General features: G+C 57.9%; 15 protein-coding genes and 1 pseudogene. 7 read left to right on the top strand and 9 right to left on the bottom strand.

Translation table 11 applies throughout. The features are described from left to right. The first annotated feature begins 8 nt into the window (after window positions 1-8). A complete protein-coding gene (dld, locus tag AAF358_24410) occupies window positions 9-1,718 on the top strand; it encodes a D-lactate dehydrogenase (GenBank protein MEM7708722.1) in 1,710 nt (569 codons plus the stop codon). Window positions 1,719-1,976: 258 nt separating this feature from the next. Here dld and AAF358_24405 read toward each other — a convergent pair whose 3' ends face one another. From AAF358_24405 to AAF358_24370, 8 genes are all read right to left on the bottom strand, one after another. Next, window positions 1,977-3,575 (bottom strand): GMC family oxidoreductase N-terminal domain-containing protein, encoded by a 1,599-nt coding sequence (locus AAF358_24405; GenBank protein ID MEM7708721.1) that lies wholly within the window; start codon window positions 3,573-3,575, stop codon window positions 1,977-1,979. A gap of 127 nt (window positions 3,576-3,702) precedes the next feature. Further along, complete coding sequence (locus AAF358_24400; GenBank protein ID MEM7708720.1) at window positions 3,703-3,999, bottom strand: hypothetical protein; 297 nt, start codon at window positions 3,997-3,999, stop codon at window positions 3,703-3,705. Further along, window positions 3,992-4,948 carry a hydroxymethylglutaryl-CoA lyase gene (locus AAF358_24395; protein ID MEM7708719.1) on the bottom strand — a complete coding sequence of 319 codons (957 nt, stop codon included), beginning with the start codon at window positions 4,946-4,948 and terminating at the stop codon, window positions 3,992-3,994. The genes AAF358_24400 and AAF358_24395 overlap by 8 nt, the downstream gene beginning before the upstream one ends. After that, the gene (locus AAF358_24390) at window positions 4,945-6,177 is read right to left on the bottom strand and encodes a CoA transferase (protein MEM7708718.1); all 1,233 of its coding nucleotides are present in this window, start codon (window positions 6,175-6,177) and stop codon (window positions 4,945-4,947) included. The genes AAF358_24395 and AAF358_24390 overlap by 4 nt, the downstream gene beginning before the upstream one ends. Continuing rightward, the gene (locus AAF358_24385; protein ID MEM7708717.1) at window positions 6,170-7,474 is read right to left on the bottom strand and encodes an ACS family MFS transporter; all 1,305 of its coding nucleotides are present in this window, start codon (window positions 7,472-7,474) and stop codon (window positions 6,170-6,172) included. Before AAF358_24385 ends, AAF358_24390 begins: the two co-directional genes overlap by 8 nt. Window positions 7,475-7,494: 20 nt before the next feature. After that, entirely contained in the window at window positions 7,495-8,661 is a 1,167-nt protein-coding gene (locus AAF358_24380) for a cobalamin-independent methionine synthase II family protein (GenBank protein MEM7708716.1), read from the bottom strand. A gap of 74 nt (window positions 8,662-8,735) precedes the next feature. Further along, window positions 8,736-10,901 (bottom strand): TonB-dependent receptor, encoded by a 2,166-nt coding sequence (locus AAF358_24375; GenBank protein MEM7708715.1) that lies wholly within the window; start codon window positions 10,899-10,901, stop codon window positions 8,736-8,738. A gap of 2 nt (window positions 10,902-10,903) precedes the next feature. Continuing rightward, window positions 10,904-11,860 carry an alpha/beta fold hydrolase gene (locus AAF358_24370; GenBank protein MEM7708714.1) on the bottom strand — a complete coding sequence of 319 codons (957 nt, stop codon included), beginning with the start codon at window positions 11,858-11,860 and terminating at the stop codon, window positions 10,904-10,906. A gap of 135 nt (window positions 11,861-11,995) precedes the next feature. Between AAF358_24370 and AAF358_24365 the strand changes: the two genes are divergently transcribed. Continuing rightward, complete coding sequence (locus AAF358_24365) at window positions 11,996-12,484, top strand: MarR family winged helix-turn-helix transcriptional regulator (GenBank protein ID MEM7708713.1); 489 nt, start codon at window positions 11,996-11,998, stop codon at window positions 12,482-12,484. A 917-nt stretch (window positions 12,485-13,401) separates the two neighbouring features. Here the strand turns inward: AAF358_24365 and AAF358_24360 are convergent. Beyond that, window positions 13,402-13,816 (bottom strand): annotated as a pseudogene (locus AAF358_24360) (hypothetical protein). Window positions 13,817-13,839: 23 nt separating this feature from the next. Here AAF358_24360 and AAF358_24355 point away from each other — a divergent pair. The 5 genes from AAF358_24355 (at window position 13,840) to AAF358_24335 (ending at window position 17,544) form a co-directional block, all read left to right on the top strand. After that, window positions 13,840-13,965, top strand: coding sequence for a hypothetical protein (locus tag AAF358_24355; protein MEM7708712.1), 126 nt, complete (start codon window positions 13,840-13,842; stop codon window positions 13,963-13,965). A gap of 183 nt (window positions 13,966-14,148) precedes the next feature. After that, entirely contained in the window at window positions 14,149-14,550 is a 402-nt protein-coding gene (locus tag AAF358_24350) for a GntR family transcriptional regulator (protein ID MEM7708711.1), read from the top strand. A gap of 2 nt (window positions 14,551-14,552) precedes the next feature. Further along, a complete protein-coding gene (locus AAF358_24345; GenBank protein ID MEM7708710.1) occupies window positions 14,553-15,479 on the top strand; it encodes an ABC transporter ATP-binding protein in 927 nt (308 codons plus the stop codon). After that, complete coding sequence (locus tag AAF358_24340; GenBank protein ID MEM7708709.1) at window positions 15,470-16,915, top strand: hypothetical protein; 1,446 nt, start codon at window positions 15,470-15,472, stop codon at window positions 16,913-16,915. The genes AAF358_24345 and AAF358_24340 overlap by 10 nt, the downstream gene beginning before the upstream one ends. A 314-nt stretch (window positions 16,916-17,229) precedes the next feature. Next, a complete protein-coding gene (locus tag AAF358_24335; GenBank protein ID MEM7708708.1) occupies window positions 17,230-17,544 on the top strand; it encodes an alpha-hydroxy-acid oxidizing protein in 315 nt (104 codons plus the stop codon). Window positions 17,545-17,732 lie beyond the last annotated feature (188 nt).

Raw genomic sequence — 17,732 nt, 5'->3', positions numbered from 1 at the left:
CCGCACTCATGCCGCAACGTGATTCGTCTGTCATCTCTGCCTTGCGGGCCGTCGTTGGCAGGAAACATGTTCTGGTAGGAAATCGAAAGACGTTTGCGTATCGCCGCGCTTACAGAGGCGGCGGTGGGCCGGCGATTGGCGTCGTGCGGCCTGGGTCACTCCTCGAGCTTTGGCGGATTCTGAAGGTGTGCATCGGTGCCGACTGTGTGCTGGTCATGCAGGCGGCCAATACTGGCCTGACCGGCGGATCGACTCCCATTGAGCTGCCCAATCGGCGTTCGGTCATCATCAATACCCGACGCTTGAATCAGATCCGATACCTCAGAGCTGCTCAACAGGTGCTGGCCTTGCCCGGCGCAACTTTGTTTGACGTTGAGCGTGATCTGCAGAAGCTGGGCCGATCGCCGCATTCCGTGATCGGGTCATCGTGTTTCGGGGCATCGGTCATTGGCGGAATCTGCAATAACTCCGGCGGGGCGCTTGTGCATCGGGGGCCGGCCTACACCGAGTTATCGCTTTTTGCTCGTCTCAACGAGGCAGGCGAGTTAGAACTTGTTAACCATCTCGACATCGACCTCGGCAAGACCCCGGAAGAGATTCTGAGCAAACTGGATTCTGGAGACTTCGATTTCGATCGAGTCACCGCCAGCGACCGCAATGGATCGGCGAGCGATTATGAGACCATAGTCAGGCGGATCGATCAGGACACCCCGGCCAGGCATAACGCGGACCCCAGCCGGTTGTACGAAGCGAGTGGCAGCGCGGGAAAAATCGCCGTGTTCGCGGTTCGGGTCGACACCTTCCCGGAACTTGCACGACAAACCGTTTATGTCGTTGGCACCACGAGCCCGGCCGCTTTTGCCAGCTGGCGGCGTGACGTTCTTACCAGTCCGTCTCCCTTACCCATTAGCGCTGAGTACATGCATAGGGATACTCTGAAGCTTGGCGTTAACTATGGGCGCGATACCGTTCGACTGATCCAGTGGCTTGGCACCGCGCGTCTGCCGGCCTTCTTCGACCTGAAACGCAAAGCCGACGCTATCTGTGAAAGCCTTGGCCTGCGGGCTGGCGCGGTCACCGACCGTTTGTTGCAAACACTAGGACAATTTACGCCGAACCCTGTTCCGAAAAAACTGCGGCGCTGGCTGGAGCAGTACGAGCATTTTCTGATCGTCACGGAGTCCACTGACGAGGCCATGCGGCAACCCCAGTTGGGGGTACACGCCGAAGCCAGCAAGTTGGGTGTCTATCATTGTAATGACGGCGAAGCTAAGCGTATGGCTTTGGTCAGATACGCGGCGGCCGCTGCGGCCGTTCGCTATGCGACCTTAAACGCTCGTGATGTCGAAGGCGTTATTGCACTCGACATCGCCTTGAAGAGAAACGACAAACGCTGGTTTGAACAGCTTCCCGACAGCATCGGTCGAGATTTGATCGGGGCCTATTACTACGGGCATTTTCTATGCCACGTCTTTCATCAAGACTATTTGGTGCGCAAAGGCGTGAATCTGGAAGATTTAAAATGCCGTTTACTTGATTTCATCAACGCACGTGGCGCGATTTACCCAGCCGAGCACAATGTTGGCCATGACTACGAGGCCGCTGGGCCTTTGCAGGCGCACTATCGCGAACTCGATCCGCTAAATGTGTTCAATGCGGGAATCGGTAAGATGTCGACCGGTAAGCGATACGAAGACGTTTGTTGCGATGATGACTAACGGCCTCGCCGGCGGGTCGCCCACCGTTGTGGCGCGTCTCGCTGGATTAGGATTCAAACCGAGCGGCGCTAGGCTTTGGCTCCCGATCCAGCGACCCGCACTCACCACAGCGAACGACCAGCCAGCCCAAATCTCGCGCATCAATTGCGGCGTCACGGTTTATTTTAAAGAGGTCGAAATGGTTCATACAAAGTGACGCGATATTGTCGGTTTGATTGCGGTTAGACGCCACCTGCTTCTGGTCCAACACTATCTCGCTTAGCCGTAACGCTCCGCGTACTTTTCCGCCATCGCTACCACCAGAGGATTGGTAGGGCATGAGGGGATGGTTGGAATCACCGACGCGTCGATTACGTCCAGTCCGACCACCCCGCGAACGTTGAGGTTCAGATTCACCGGGGCGTCACGGTCCAGCCCCATGCGGCAGGTACCGCAGTAGTGTCCGAACGGAGTTGCACCGTCGCTGAAGAACTGACGCAGCCCAGGAGCGGGGTTGTGACGGTCGCGGAAGTATCGCTGGTTAAGCTCCCGTCCACCCAAGCTGGCCAGCGCGGGGTCGGAAAGCAATGTGCGGCTGAGGGACAGCGCAGCCGTCATCCCGGCGAAATCGTCCGGATGGCCCAGGTAATTCACGTCGATCAGCGGCTGGGCCGCCGGGTCGGCGCTGGCCAGGGACAGTTGCCCCCGGCTTCGTGGTTTGGTGAAGCTGAAGGAGGTTTTGAAACCGTTGGTTGCCCCTTCCAGGGGAGGGATCACGTTGGCGCTCGTGGACACGTTCATCATCAGGTCCCGGTCAAAACGTGACTGTGCAGATCGGCCGTAAACCACCGCTACGGAGCCATGGACCTCCGATCGCTCAATGGGTGCCTCGGTGGCAAAACTGTTGCCGGACACCAACAGGTGGTCATGCAGGTTCGCGCCTACGGCCGGGCTATCGACCCTTACGCCAATACCCTGTCTGCGCAATATTTCCGCTGGTCCTATGCCGGACAACATCAACAGCTGAGGTGTTCTCAGCGCCCCGGCACAGAGCACCACCCTAGCGCTTTCCACGCGCTGTGGGGTCTCCTGATGATTGAATGCAACACCGCCACAACGGTCACCTTCCAGTAGCAGGGAGGTGACCTGGGCGCCCGTCACCACCGTCAGGTTGTTGCGCCCACGCGCCTTTTCCAGATAGGCGCGACCGGTGTGCTGCCGAAAACCATCAGCCCAGGCCAATTGATTGACGACGGCACCCACCTGCAACCTACCGTTGATATCTTCAGACGCGCCAAGGCCGTGGCGTTCGGCGGCCTCCATAACGGCATCGGCCAGCCGCGGCGGATCAGGCAGCGGCATCACGCCAATAGGGCCTGCTTTGCCACGCAACGCTGACGAGGGGCCAAGCCAGGTTTCTGAGCGGCGTAGCATGGGCTCAAGATTACGCCAGCCCCAGCCGTCCAGACCCCAGTCGTCAATGTCTTGCGGTGTGGGGCGGTGATGGATCATGGCGTTGATGGTGCTGGACCCGCCAATCACTTTGCCGTGCCCGGCAAACAACTCTTTGGCTCCAAGGCCCTGCTGTGGCAGGGTCATGTCCGGATAAACGAGCTCTGATCCCAGCATCCCAAACCACCGGAGCGGATTGTCCAGCAGCTCATGGGAGGCCTCGCCGCCGGCCTCCAACAGCAGCACTTTGCGATTGGGATCTTCGCTGAGCCGACTGGCCACCACCGAGCCGGCTGAGCCGCCCCCGACCACAATCACGTCATATGTCTTGCGGTGAGATGGCTTGCTCGTGGGTGAGGACGTACAGGCCGCAGTAGCCAATGCCGCTGCCGTCGTGATCGCTTTTCGCCGGGTCAATGCCGCCATTGGGTCAAATCCTATCTTTGTACCGACACATCTTACTACTGCTTAACCAGCGCTCCACGTTCGTCGGCGGGAAGCTGAACAGCACCCGCTGCAGGCGCTGTCAACGAGAATCGAGGGCCGATCGGGCTCATCTCAATGCGCTGAAGGATGCGCTTATCGTCTCAACCAATTGGTTAACTTTCCTGTTGAACAGGTCCGCACGCTTGGTGTCGAGTTCCAGCACGTCCATATCAACCACTAACTTCCCGCCCGGACGTTGTTTGACCGATACCTCGACGGGTACGAAAGCATAACTGCACACCAATCCGAATAACTTGGCCAACGTCGAGGGCTCGGCATCCAACACAAAGTGGAACGCAAATCGCCGACACACCGATACCTCGGCTGATCTATCGACATACACATCGTTCAAACCCTCAGCCATTTCGATAGCTTGATAAGCTCTGGCCGTGCTTTACGCGCCCCGGTAACGCATGGCCGACAATCTCTTCAGCCATACGCCCAACGGCCCCTAGCTGGTCAACATCGATGCCGGTGTCCACACCCAACTCTTCGCAGAGGAATGCAAAATCTTCTGTACACATGTTTCCCGCAGCGCCCTTGTGACCCGCGAACGGGCATCCGCCCAAGCCAGCCACCGCAGCATCAAAACAATCAACTCCCATCTGCAGCCCCACCATGGCATTGGCGATAGCGAGCCCTCGCGTATCATGCAAGTGCAGCGCGATTCTGTGGGTTGGCCAACGCTCACGAACGGCGCCAATAACTTGCCGCATGCTTGCAGGTGTCGCCCAAGCCATGGTGTCAGCGAGACAGAAGACTTGATTGTCGCCGTGTCCCTGGTCATGGCAAACTGCCAGTAGTTGATCTATCTTCGCGATCACGGTCGCCGCGGTTACTTCCCCTGAATAGTTACAGCCAAACGCCGCCATAACGGTTAGCTCCGAGACGCTGATGCCATTACCTGCAAGCGATGCTGCCATGGCGGTGGCACGCGCCAGTTCTATCTCAGGTGTCCAACCAGTATTGCGGTAAAGGAAGTCGGGCGAAGCCGTTGCATAAAGATTGCCGCGAATCGTCAGCATGTTTGCTGCGCGGGCTCTTTGAAGCCCTCGGTCGTTCATGTAAAAGGCCAAAAAGTGGACGTCAGGCTTTGTGTTGAGGGCATTCGCAACCGCTTCAGCATCAGACCATCCCGGAACGCGGGTGCGACTAACAAATGATGCCGCTTCGATTTGCGTCAACCCGGTCTCGGCCAGCGCGTTGAGCAACGCGACCTTTTTACGGGTTGGTGCGACATTGCTCTCAAACTGAAAGCCCTCTCTAACGCCAACTTCGCGGAGCAGCACTCGTCTTGGATAGGAAGCGCTCATTGCTCGCGCCCGTCGATAGTCAGGACACCAGTTGCCGCAAGAGCATCAATTTCGGTCTCGCGCAAACCGGCTTCGCGCAATCGATTGTGCGCGCCACTGCCAACGAGGGGTGGTTGTGCACGAAGTGGGAGCCGACGTTGACCCATCTCGATGGGAAGTGCCGGTAACCTGGCCGACAACCCGGGTGCAATGTCGATTGAATGCATGCCACCTTGGCACGCGAGATGCTCGTCCTCTGCCAGATCCTCGGGTGCGTTGACCGGGGCGCAAGGAACTTTTGCCTTGCGACAGCCTGCCAAAATGACTTCGGCGGGTAGCTTGGCAAACGCAAAGGAGATGCGGTTCATAAGAACATCACGTGCTGCCAGACGCCCGTCCTGCGACGAAAATTGTGCTTCGTGCGCCCATTCGCCAAAGCGGAATTGCTCGCGAAGTCGCTCCCAGTGTTTGTTACTGGTCACACCAACAAATACGGGCCGATCGGCCGTCTGAAAGATATCGTAAACAGCCCAGGCGATCTTCTTCTCGGGCATTGGCTGAAGTGGTTCGGCAGAAGTTGCGCTAACTGCCAGGTGCTGTGACATCAAGAACACGGCACTCTCGTACAAGGAGCTCCTCACCAACTGGCCAAGCCCTGTTGCCTCTCGCTCACGCAGTGCGGCGAGGATGGCAATGACACCGAACATGCCTCCCAGAATGTCAACGACAGAAGCGCCGGCCCGCAATGGACGCCCCGCCGGGCCGGTCATGAATGCAAGACCCGACTGCATTTGGACAACTTCATCGAGAGCGGGGAGCTCTTCATACGGCCCGGAGAGGTAGCCCTTCATGGAGCAATACACAAGCTTTGGGTTAAGCCGTCTGGCCATGGGCCAGTCGAGCCCAAGGCGTTGCATCGTCTTGGGTGCAAAGTTCTCTATGAGCACGTCGCTGTTTCGTATTAGCTGCTCAGCGACCCGACGTCCATCCGCCGTTTTGAGGTCGATGCCAATGCTGGATTTGTTGCGATTGAATGCGGCGAAGAAGCCCGCGCCAAAACCGCCCAGCCGGCGCGTTCTATCGCCCGCTATTGGCTCTATGCGAGTGACATCGGCACCTAGATCGGCGAGCACAAGCCCGCAGGATGGACCCATCACCGTATGCCCAAAGTCGAGTATTCTTAACCCAGTCAGGGGCAACGGGTCGTGAGCCCGATCTTGCATATCATCCTGATCTTTGTCCTCACCCATGAGAGGCGCGCTCAGGCCCAAGGGGATCTGTTCTCGGGCGTTGCTCCGATTTTGCGAAGGCTTGCTCTTCAGCCGATCCGAACAACAGCCAAACAACCGCGCCGATTGAGCATATGGCCGCCGCCAGGACAAATGTTCCGGTGTAAGACCCCGTCGTCTCGAGTAGAAAACCCGTGACCGTAATGCCGATAACGCCTGGGACCGACCCGGCGGTGTTGGTTACGCCGAGCAGAAACCCGGCATAACGTGGAGCAATATCGAGATGGTTCGGCGCAAACCCAGACCAGGTGAATGCAAGCATGCCGAGGGCACCACAAATGATGGCCACGGCTGCTGGAGCACTGGTGACAGTGGGCGCAGCCAGCAAGAACATTGCGGCACCAAGAAGACCGGTCAGCTGCATGCGCTTGCGCACAAGGGTTACCGACACCCCTCGCGATATCATGCCGTCGGCGATGCGCGCCGCGATGTTCGTCATGAGGAACATCGTTACCCACGGCGCCACGGACAGCAGCCCCGCGGCGGTCAGATTGACGTTCAGCGCGTCGCTGAAGTAGCTCGGCAGCCACGCCAGTAACACGTAAAATGTCCAGTTACTGCAAAAGTGATTGACAATCAGAGCCCAAACCGCGGAGTTAGAGAAAATCTGGCGCCAGGGAATCTCGGGCGCTTGCTCGGACCTGGTGATCGGGCCGATCTCCTCGCGCTCGCGCTGTTTGATGGTTGGATGGGTATCAGGTGTCTCGCTCACCAACGCGAACCATGCGATGGCGAAGACAAATCCGCTGGCTCCAAAAATGTAGAACACACTTGGCCAACCAAACGCCGTAACGATTGGTCCTGTCGCGGCAAGCGCGAATAACGTTCCCAAGGGCAGACCACTGAGCAGCGCCGCGATGGCGCGTGACCGTTCCTTTGGCGGCACCCATTGACCGAACAAACCATAGGCACCGGGAAAAGCCCCCGCTTCGCCCACACCCATCAAAATGCGGACCGCTATCAGGGCCGTAAACGAATAGGCGGCAGCCGGAGGTGTCAAAAGCGTCATGAGCGACCACACGACAATTGCACAACCGAGCAGGATACGACCACCGAATCGGTTGGTTAGCCAGCCACTTGGAATTTGAAAAAGCACGTAGCCGATAAAAAACGAGGAGAGGACAAAGCCTTTTGTCGTATCGGACCAGCCAAATGCTTCTTGCATTGGGATGATGGCCACCGAGATGTTGACCCGGTCGATGTAGCAGATGAAGGCGGCCAGAACGCATAACCCCACAACGATGGTTCTTTTTCGCATGTTTAGCGATACCGCGTTTGTTAGGGCCAAAGCCGTTCGGAGGCGATTGTCGCACCTTCGGCAAGGGACCGCAGTTTGGCCCAAACCACGGATGGAACGATGGCGTTGTCGGGCCCGGCAAAGGTCGCGAAGCCGCAGTCGGTCCCTGCGATAACCCTTTCGCGGCCGACCAGATCGGCATAACGCATGAGCCGGTGTTCGACGAGCCGCGGGTGCTCAACAAAGTTTGTCGTCGTATCAATGACGCCGGGAATGAGAATTTTGTCTTCGGGAATCTCCACGCTGGTAAGGTCTTCCCATTCATGGGCATGCCTTGGATTGGCCCCCTCAAATAGAATTGCGGCAGGTCGAGCTGCGAACACCAGATCGGTAATTTCTGAGAACGGGATATCGTGCGTGTGCGGGCCCTCATAGTTACCCCAGCACACATGCATGCGGATAGATTCCGCCGGAATACCGGCCGTTGCCGCATTGATGCCCTCGATGTTGCGTGCGGCGATGCGACGAAACTCCTTGTCGGTTAACGACTGATATTGGTTATGGCGTGCCGAAGCCAGATCGGGAGCATCGATCTGTAGCATAAAGCCTGCCGCGTGAATCGCCTGGTACTCCGTTCGCATGGCGTCGACCAGAGCGGAAAGATAGTCATCTTCGTCGCCATAGTGGCAATCGGGCACGAATTTTGTGAGCACACCCGGCGAAGCGGAGTTTACGAAGGCGCCAGCGACGTCTTGTTTGGAAACCGCCAAGGACAGGTTTTTGAGATCCGCTGTGAGCGCAGCCTGTCCCACATAGTCTATCGGTGCGATACAAACCGGCGGCGGCACCATTTCATACCAGTTTACCGCTTTGGTTTTTTGCGCAATTCGTTGCAGAAGCTCCGGGTGATCCAACAAGTCCCGATGGGCTGCTGTTTTCGGGCGCTCTGCGTCCACCTGGTCTGCCGTTCCCACACCCTGCAGCCTGTGTCGCACGTAAAATGTGTAGGAAAATTTGCTGACCTCGCCATCGCCCACATAGTCGATTCCGCAGTCGCGCTGCTGCTCGACAATGTCGAAAACAGCCTGCTTTACGCGCTTTGCAAAGCCAGCAGGTTCAACGGATGTCCTTTCCTTCTCCTCCAGAAGCTCGAACACATCGCTCGGGCGCGGCAGGCTGCCAACATGCGTGGTTGGTATGCGATCCATATACATATCCATGGGGTCGGCTGGCAATCGCTACCGCTTGTGCAGTAGCGAGCCAGCCGGGAGAGGAGGTTCGGTTAGTCGATGTTCCAAACGAGCTGCAGGCCGTACATTCGTGGTGGGCCACTCGTGCTCTGACCAGCGGTTCCGGGAATGTTCGAAACCCGATTGAAGTAGTTTTCATCGGTCAAGTTCTTGCCGAACACGCGGAGTTCATAGGTACCGTCCGCAGAAATCCAACCCACGTTAGCGTTGACAATGGTTCTGCTGGGCCGCAACTCTTCCAGGTTGTTGTCGACATCGTCAAAGACCTCGTCTCGTCCAGATACTTGCGGAACCAGGTAAAAGCGCGAACCGTCACCAAACTCGTGTTCGTAACGTAGCGAAAGCGCAAAGTCTGATTTTGGTGTGCGGATGACCTGGGAGTTAGTCAGGATGGTGCCGCCAAAGTTAAACGGGCCATAAAAGGCATCGAGGTATGTATAGCGAGCCTCAACGCTAAGGTTGGGAGTCAAAAAAGCAAGAAGATCGATTTCCACACCGTCTATGTCGGCGGTGGGAGCGTTGATCGAATCGTTGCCTCCGGCGGAGCTTACTGAGATGATCTGCAAGTTCTCAAAGTCCTGGGTAAACAGAGAGGCGTTGAGCCGAACTCGGTCGTTTGCCAGATCTGCCTTGATACCCACCTCAAAATTCTCTGCGGTCTCCGGAGCGAGAGGGGTAATAAACTGCCCCGGTACCGTGGCGATCAGTGGAAACGCACCACTTTTAAAGCCTGTCGAAGCGCTGAAATATGCGATTGCCGAGTCTGAAATTGTGTAGTCCAACGATACGCGCCAGGTGGTTTCGTCAAAGTCGACGTCGCTAATAGACTCTGTACGAACTTCAGCCGCACCGCCTAGGGCGAAGAAGCCTCCCGTAAAATCCTTCGTGTCCTGTGTGTAACGGGCGCCACCCGAGAGATTCCATCGATCCGACAGTGAGTAAATCATGTCTGCAAACAGTGCAACGGACTCTGTCTTACCCACACCTGTAAAAAACAAGTCAGTATCGAACGCCTCTGCCGTGTTTTCCGCCCCAGTGCCGTCGATTCGCAACGTTACTGTGCCGTCACCTTCTTCCTGCGAGTAGTACGTGCCAACGGTCCAATCGAGGCGTTCGTTGGAGCCGGCCAGACGAAACTCCGTTGAAAAAGAGTCCGCGTCGTCCGAGAAGCCCAGGTCAACATTAACAACGCCGGGGTTTTCTATCCGATTGAATCCGTCAATATCTTCAAGAAAACCCTCGGTGATCGTCCGGTACGCCGTGATGTTTGTTAGCGTGAAAGCATCCAGGTCGATCTCTGACGTAAGCGATACACCCCACGTGTCTCTTTCAGAAAAGCCGTCAATCTCTGCGCGATTGACAAAAGGCCCATCGGCATCTGAGCCTACGGGACGGTGAGTATTTCCCACCCTTCCATTGGCGTTGTCCTGGGTTGAGTCCGCCGTAAGAAGAAAGGACATCGTCTCTGCTGGTTCAAAGAGTACGTGGATCCGAGCGCTGCTGCGGTTTCTATCATCGAGCCGTTCTTCGGTAAACTCGTTGTTGCCGTAGCCTGAATTGTCTTTTGTGGCGAAGGCCGCACGAACCTTGACAGTGTCGGATACGGGCACATTGACGAAGCCTTCGGTTTCAACTGTATCGAACTGACCGACGGTAAGGCTTAGACGGGCATTCTGACGATCTGTTGGCTTGGCCGTTACGAAACTGACAGCGCCACCCACAACGTTGCGACCGAAAAGTGTTCCCTGCGGGCCTTTTAAGACCTCTACACGCTCGAGATCATAAGCATCGACTGCCTGCATACCCGACCTGCCAAGGTACACACCGTCCAAAAACACGCCTGTAGATGGATCGCCTCCGGGCCCGGTTTCGTCAGATCCAATGCCGCGAATGGTAGGCCGCGCCCGTGTTCCCCCTAAGAAGTCAAACGTAAAGCCCGGTGTGTTTTCTTCGATAGACTCGATATCGTTGATGCCGCGCTCACGCAGGTTGGCCCCACTAAACACATTAATGGTGATTGGTACATCCTGGGCCGATTCAGCGCGTTTGCGCGCGCTGACAACAACTTCTTCTAGCAACCCTTCGGCGCTTTCTGACTCTTGCGACATTGCTGTCGGTTGGGCGAATGCGAACGGTACAGCAAGAAACCAAATTGGTACCGCGAAACCACAAGGACAAATCCGAACATTTGTTTTCATTTTTACGCCCTCCAGCGCGAACAGGTCGCCGCCGTTTCTAACCAGTTGTGAATGAGTTGAAAAACCTTGTCGCTCCCAATATCCATCATGGGTAAATGGGAAAACCCTGGCCCAACCTCCAGGTTCAGATCGAGTCTTTTCGCGATGCCGCCGCCGGATTCGATTTCGCGGACTAGGTCGACATAACTTGCCGCGAGCACGCGCCACAACGGCAGGCAATCGAGGTAGTCTCCAGCCACAAGGAGTACCGGAATCTGGGGCTCAATCATTGCTTTACAGCTTTTAGGTACGGCGGATGGTTCGACTAACACCAACGCCTTGAATTGATCTGCATTTCGCTCAACCGCTTCGAAAACGCACTCGGTGCCCTGGCTATGAGCGACCACGATACTGGGGCCGATGCGCTCAAGCAGAGCCAGCAAGGCGGCGGCGCTTTCGGACTTGTGATCAAGCCATCGCGGTACAAAATGGACAGTCAGGTTGTCCAGGTCGGCGGTTGGAAACCGTTGGTTTTCAAACGCCACACGATCAGCGTAGCCGCTATTTTCGCCGAGACGGAACAGTTCCCATGCCTCTTCTTCGGTGCGCGTTATCGGCGGGCCCAGCGCGTCAAGGTCCGTCGCAGACCAGCCAGCCCTGCCGCGGCCGACATTGTCGATGACATAGGTGTTGAAACCGGCGGCAACGCTATGCTGCAGCCAACCCGGTCGCGCGTCTGGGGTCGATTCCCACATCGAGCCGGTAAACCCACCACCATGGACGAGAACTAGATTTTCGGCCTGGCCAACCAGAAAAGCCTGCACATAGGCCGGATTAAGATGGTAATGCCCGTTCTGATTATTCGTGTACGGTGGCGCTGACGCGGTAAACGACACTGGTTTAGACGGGCGACCCGACACCAGGGTTCGACAACCTCCGACAAAGAAGCTTTCAAATCGAAATGGTGCGTGGGAATTCATAAAGTTCCATATGGATCTATTCCATTCGGAACTTTATAACTTGTTCAGATTGAGTATGTCAATCAGGCTCGTTGTCAAATTGATTTGGTGTCGGTTCTTTTCGAGCGAGCAGCATCGCGGCAAAGACTGATACGATTGAGAGCGCAAATTGGCTACGGGCGTACTACACCACCGATGAAACTCCGTTCGATAACCTCTGACAACCCGATTCCCATCTACTTCAAGATCGCATTTCTAGCCAATCATTTTCGTGACCCGACGAATCGTGCAATAGAAAACGAATACGATCTGACGCGACCCGAGTTTTCTATCCTTTTTTGCCTTGCTCAGAGGGACAAAATAAGCGCAATCGACGTGGCTGACCTGACGCAGCAACCGAAAAACAGCCTCAGCCGAGGTGCCGCTTCCCTGCTGTCTAAACAATTGATCACTCGACAAGATGACGGAAACGACGGGCGGCGAAAACTCCTCTCTCTGACGACAAAGGGCAAAGCGCAATACCGCAAGATTTTGCACAAGCTAAAAGATGCAGATAAACGGTTGATCGCTTCGTTAACAGAAGTTGAGCTTCGCCAACTCGATAGGTTGCTATCCAAAATGTGTTCGGCAGTATATGACGACTAGGGCGAGCCGTATTCCAGTCTTACGAGATCTGGGAATGAAGAGCACAGTTCACACCTCTGACCCCTCCCTCCCGAAAGCGATCACACCACCATTGGAAACAGGAACATAGAAGCAAAAACAGTGTGTTACATTCCCGTTGTGTTCGGTTCAGTCTGGCTGTGAGGCCAAAACCGCACCATATTTGCTCCATGGAATTGGAAAATGCGCGTCCTGCTGTCCGGCGAAAGGATCCAGAAGCTCGAGTCCAAAGACAAGCCCTATGACGTTCACTGTGAGCGTAATCAAGGGTTCATGGTACGCGTGTACCCGACCGGCAAAGTTGTCTATTACTGCCATTGGAGCAGAGGGAAGCGGAAGAAGCTAGGCGAGGTTGGCGGCATCACGTTCGGCCATGCACGGCACCTCTGCGAGTCCGTCATGGGCTCCGTTGCCTACGCTAAGAAAGACGGCAAGAGTCCCGAGATTGAGCTGCGCCCTGATCGCAAATATACCCTGAAGGAATACGTTGATGAGCGTTATGGGCCGTCGATTACAGCTCAACGCAAGACCGGCCGGCAGCCTGTTGATCGGCTCAAAGCGTGTTTCGAGCGAGAGTCTTACCACCGGCAGCTAGCCGACATATCTTCGTGGGTATTCGAGAAATGGCGCACGAGGCTTCTGAAGGCTGGAATCTCGAAAGTCACTGTTAATCGGGACTTGGTGGCGCTTAAGGCAGCCCTGTCAAAGGCCGTCGAATGGAAGCTGAGTCTATCGGGGATAAGTAAAATTAGCGTCCTGTCCCAGCAGCGGCCCAATCCTGAAGCTCCTGTTTCACCCTTGTGTTCAGCTCTTTGGGCGGCCTGCGACCCGAATCGTTGGCCGTTTCTCGGCTGTTCTGCGCTCGCCGGGGGGATGATGACGCTCGGGTCCTCAATCGCTGCGATGACTCTCACCAGTCCGCCGACAGACCTCGCAGGTTTCTTTGTCAAAAAGGTGAATTGATGCGTAGCATCAAGAGAGGCCACCCTCGGGTGTGTTGAACACCCCCCCCCGCAGGCGCTGGGCCCAGGTCATGGACTGGCGTGGACGGGCAGGTTCGTGCTCCTGGTCTTCGGTCGGCTCGGTGCTGGGGCGCCCGCCCTTGCCGCGGCCTGCCGGAGTGATCTGCCCTCTCAGCCGGCTGGTCGGCGCAAAAACCCCGCGGTGGCGCGTCAGATTCACCCACGGGCTAGGCACCAGCGCCGCGAGGCGGGCCACAAAGTGAGATCGCGCAGCGATCGAGAGAGTGCCCTGGGGCATGAAATCCATGGGGTCGAGAATGACTTGGGTGGTGCCGTCCCGATACGGTGTTTGCGGTCAGCGTCAGGTGGGAGTTCATGTTCACCCGGCCCATATTCGCTACGGCGGTCCTCTCGGTGCAGCAGGCGCTGCTCAACCGCGTGGCGGCGCTGCTTGATGCGGGCAGCTACGGTCGATTGTCCAGCGTCAGGACGGCGCGCTAAACGCCAGCCGCCTGCAGGCCGGCCGCGAGTTTCACGCCAGCGGCACCGCCATCGGTAAAACGGTCCTCGACGGCCTAAGCGCCTGAAGACAGCCCGGGAAGGGTCAGACCCGGAGTCTTTCCAGCGTTCTTTCCCTCGTGGTCACTTGACTATTCCTAGTGTACTAGTATACATAGTACACCTATGTTGCCGTTTTCGGTTGTGTTCAAACCCGGTGTGCCGGCCCATACTCAGGTGGCCTACGCCGCCCGCAAGGCCATCGTGGCCGGGCAGCTCAAGCCCGGCGACCGATTTCCCTCGGTGCGGGTACTGAGCCAGGAGCTCAAAATCAATCCGAACACCGCGCACAAGGTTGTGGCCCGACTGGTGGAAGAGGGGTTGCTGGAAGTGCGCCCTGGTGTTGGAACCCTGGTTACCAGCAGCACGCAGGTCACCAAGGCGGATCGGCAGAAGGTGCTGGGAGATCCGCTGGAGCAGGTGGTGGTAGCGGCGCGGCAGATGAACCTGTCGCTGGATGAGGTACAGGCGGCGCTCACACGGCACTGGTCCCGGCTTGATCCGGACCCGAAAAGCGAAGGAGATTAACCATGGCAGATCTGGCCATCACAACCCAGGGACTGACCCGGCGTTTTGGACGCCTGACGGCGCTGGAAAATCTCGACCTCAACGTCGCGAGGGGCAACTTTTGCGCGCTGCTCGGTCCCAACGGTGCGGGCAAATCCACCACCTTTCGCCTACTGCTGGGCCTGCTGCCTCCCACGGCCGGCGAGGGCCAGGTTCTGGGCACCGACCTGACGGCGATCCGGTCAGAGCTGTTTCAGCAGGTGGCCTACCTCGCAGACCAGACGCAGCTCCCGGGACACGTCAGCGCGAGCGACTATCTGGCCTACCTGCGGCCGTTCTACCGCACCTGGGATAAGGAACTGGAACAGCGGCTTTGCGAGCGGCTGTTGGTGCCGGCGGACCGACGCCTGGCGACCCTGTCGCGAGGCAACAGGCAGAAGGTGGCGCTGATCTCCTGCCTTGCTTTCCGCCCCCGGCTCCTCCTGCTCGATGAGCCGTTCGCCGGAATTGATGTAGCGGTACGGGACCAGATTGTCGACAGCGTGTTGGCGAGCGCTGGTGATCAGCCCATGACCGTCGTGCTGGCCTCCCACGACCTGGACGAAATCGAGCGGCTGGTCGATCAGGTGGTCATGCTGCGGAAGGGCCGGTGCTATTTGCAGGAACCCACGGAATATCTGCTGAACCGATTTCGAAGGATCCGCGTTCGGCTCCGGGAGGCGCCGGGGGCCCCACCGGGCGATTCGTCGTTGACGGAAGACTGGATTCAGTGGCGCCAGGACGGCGCCCGGTTGGAGCTGGTGCACAGCCGTTTCGATCCAACCGGCACGGAGCAAGAGCTGCGGCAGCAGTTGCCCGGTCTTGAGGAACTGTCTACCGAGCCCATGTCGCTGCGGGATGTGGTGGCGGCAGTTTCCAGGCCTACCCGGAGAGCCGCGCCGTGTCTCTGATGGTGCATCAGCTTCGCTGGGACGTGCGCGCGATCTGGCCGGCAGCGGCGGTGATGCTCGCGCTGCTGCTGGCGAAGATCTGGGCGCTGACGTTGGCCGACGGAGTACGCCAATCCGAATGGCTCAGCATGGCCCAGGCGGATACCTACGCGATTGCCGCCGCCTGGCTTGTGATCTCGCTGTGGCAGCCCATGCGCCCCTTTGCCGGTCAGGAGCCGGACTGGCGCATCAGGCCGTTGCCCCGAGCAAAAATAGCGCTGGCCAAGCTACTGCTCCTGCTGGCGATCATTGTGCTGCCGGTCCACGTCGCGGAGCTGTGGCTGTTGCACCAGCAGGGATTTCGGGTGCCGCTGGCCGACTGGGCCTACGGCATGCTTGGCTCTCTGGGCCTGATCTGTGGTCTTTCTGCTGCGGCGCTGCTGGTGCGACAACCGGTTGATCTGATCGCTGCGCTAGTAACCGCCGGCCTGCTGATGGTCGCGGAAACGGCGCTGGCCAGCTATCTGGCCCGCCTCAGCGAGCCGATGCCGCCGGAGATCCGCGGGCTGCGCGCCCTCACATTGGTTACCACGGCGCTAGTTATCGGGTGCGGCCGGCTGAGCAACCGTTCCCAAACCTGGCTCTGGGTCGCGATGCTGACCGGCCTCGCGGTTTACGTCGGGCTGCGGCTGGTGCCGGCGGCGACGCCGAGCGCCAAAGTGGCGGCATCGGTGCAGGCCGGGACGCCGGTTGTGCAGCATCTCAACATCCAGCTGCCGCTGGATTTCCAGTTTCATCAGCCCGGGGCCTATCGGGTTAATACAACCGGGCAACCGCTCCGGCTCAACGGCGCGCAAGCCCAGCCCCTCGGACAAAGGAGCGAAACCCTGGGCGAAGTTGCCGCGTTGCTGCTGCCCGAGTATCGCTCGATTGGACCGGTGCGGGAGCAGCTTCGACTGGCATTCTCCGTGCCGCCAGGGGAGCTCCGGAGCGGCCCGGTGACCTTTCAGGGCACGCTGCAGATTACCCCCCAATCCCTGTCCGTTGCGGGACGGGTTCCCCTTGAGCAAGGCGCCAGACTGCGAGGCGAGGACGTGCAGCTTCAGGTCCAGAAAATTGGCCTGGCGCACGGGGTGCTGGAGCTGGTTGTTGGGATCGACAGCGTCCACAGTAGCCTCCAGTCGCCGAATTCCTGGCGCTTTGCGCTGGCGCACCCGGTGAGACGGGAAGTATGGCGGGGCCACAGCTATATCCGGGAATGGTCCAGCCGACTGCAGCTGACCCGCCGGCATTCCCGCTCAACTCAGGTGCTCCGGCTGGAGCGAGACCAACTGCCCATAGCGGCGGAGCGATGGCTTGAGGGCGCCGAGCTGTTGCTGGTAGCGGTGCGGGCGCAGCCGTCAGCCTCGGTACCGGTGGAGGTCGATGCCTATCTCGATGCGGCAAGCACACCATGACGTAAGTTTCTGGGGTCAGAGTTTTTGGGGTCAGAATTTTTGGGGTCAGGTTCAAGTACCAGGCTTGGCTGACACGTCAGACCGGGATTTATCCTCACCGGTTTGGGCAACCGGAGTTAATGGGGCTTTGCCAACGCGGGAGAAGATACAAAGCCCTGACTTAGTCACGTCAGAATGAGCAGTGTGTCCAGGCGCCATAGGTTTGCCCAAAAAAGGTATCCGAACACATCGTTCAGCGCGCCAACAACTGACAAGCGGTTTTCGCTGCCGAGAGCGACCGTTCCGGAAACAGGGTCAGAAAACTCATTAGAGGATTGGGGTGCACTAAAAAGTTGTCTGACCCCTTTTCCAGAGGATGTGGAAAGGGGGCTGGCCCGGACCTGATTGTCGATGGGGGGATACGCCGCGGGACACATGTCATCAAGGCTATCGCCGCAGGCGCTACCGCTTGTTCTTTTGGTCGCCCCTACCTATATGGCCTTGCCGCTGCCGGTGAGACCAGCGTGGATCGGGGCATGGAGCTAATGCGCGCGGAGCTGGAGCGAGATATGACGATGCTGGGCGTGAACCAAGCAACCAATCTTTGTGGCCGCCACGTCACCCGCCTGCCAGGTGTACCCGGGGGCTGAGCAAATCGAATGCCTGGAACTTCGCCGGCTGGTAATCTTCCACACCTGGACGTGTCGACGGCAATCATTTCACCCGCTTCTACCTGCGACATCAGGTTAATATTCCGAATCTCCATGGGGTTTTGGAGGCGCTCTCGCTTAATCGCGTACGTCGCTCCCCACAGTTTTTTGATGTTTCTGCATAATCT

Source organism: Pseudomonadota bacterium (assembly GCA_039033415.1).
In the GTDB taxonomy this organism is placed as follows: domain Bacteria; phylum Pseudomonadota; class Gammaproteobacteria; order Xanthomonadales; family SZUA-38; genus JANQOZ01.
Note: the sequence above shows the minus strand (reverse complement) of the source record. Positions and strands in the feature narration are given on the sequence as shown.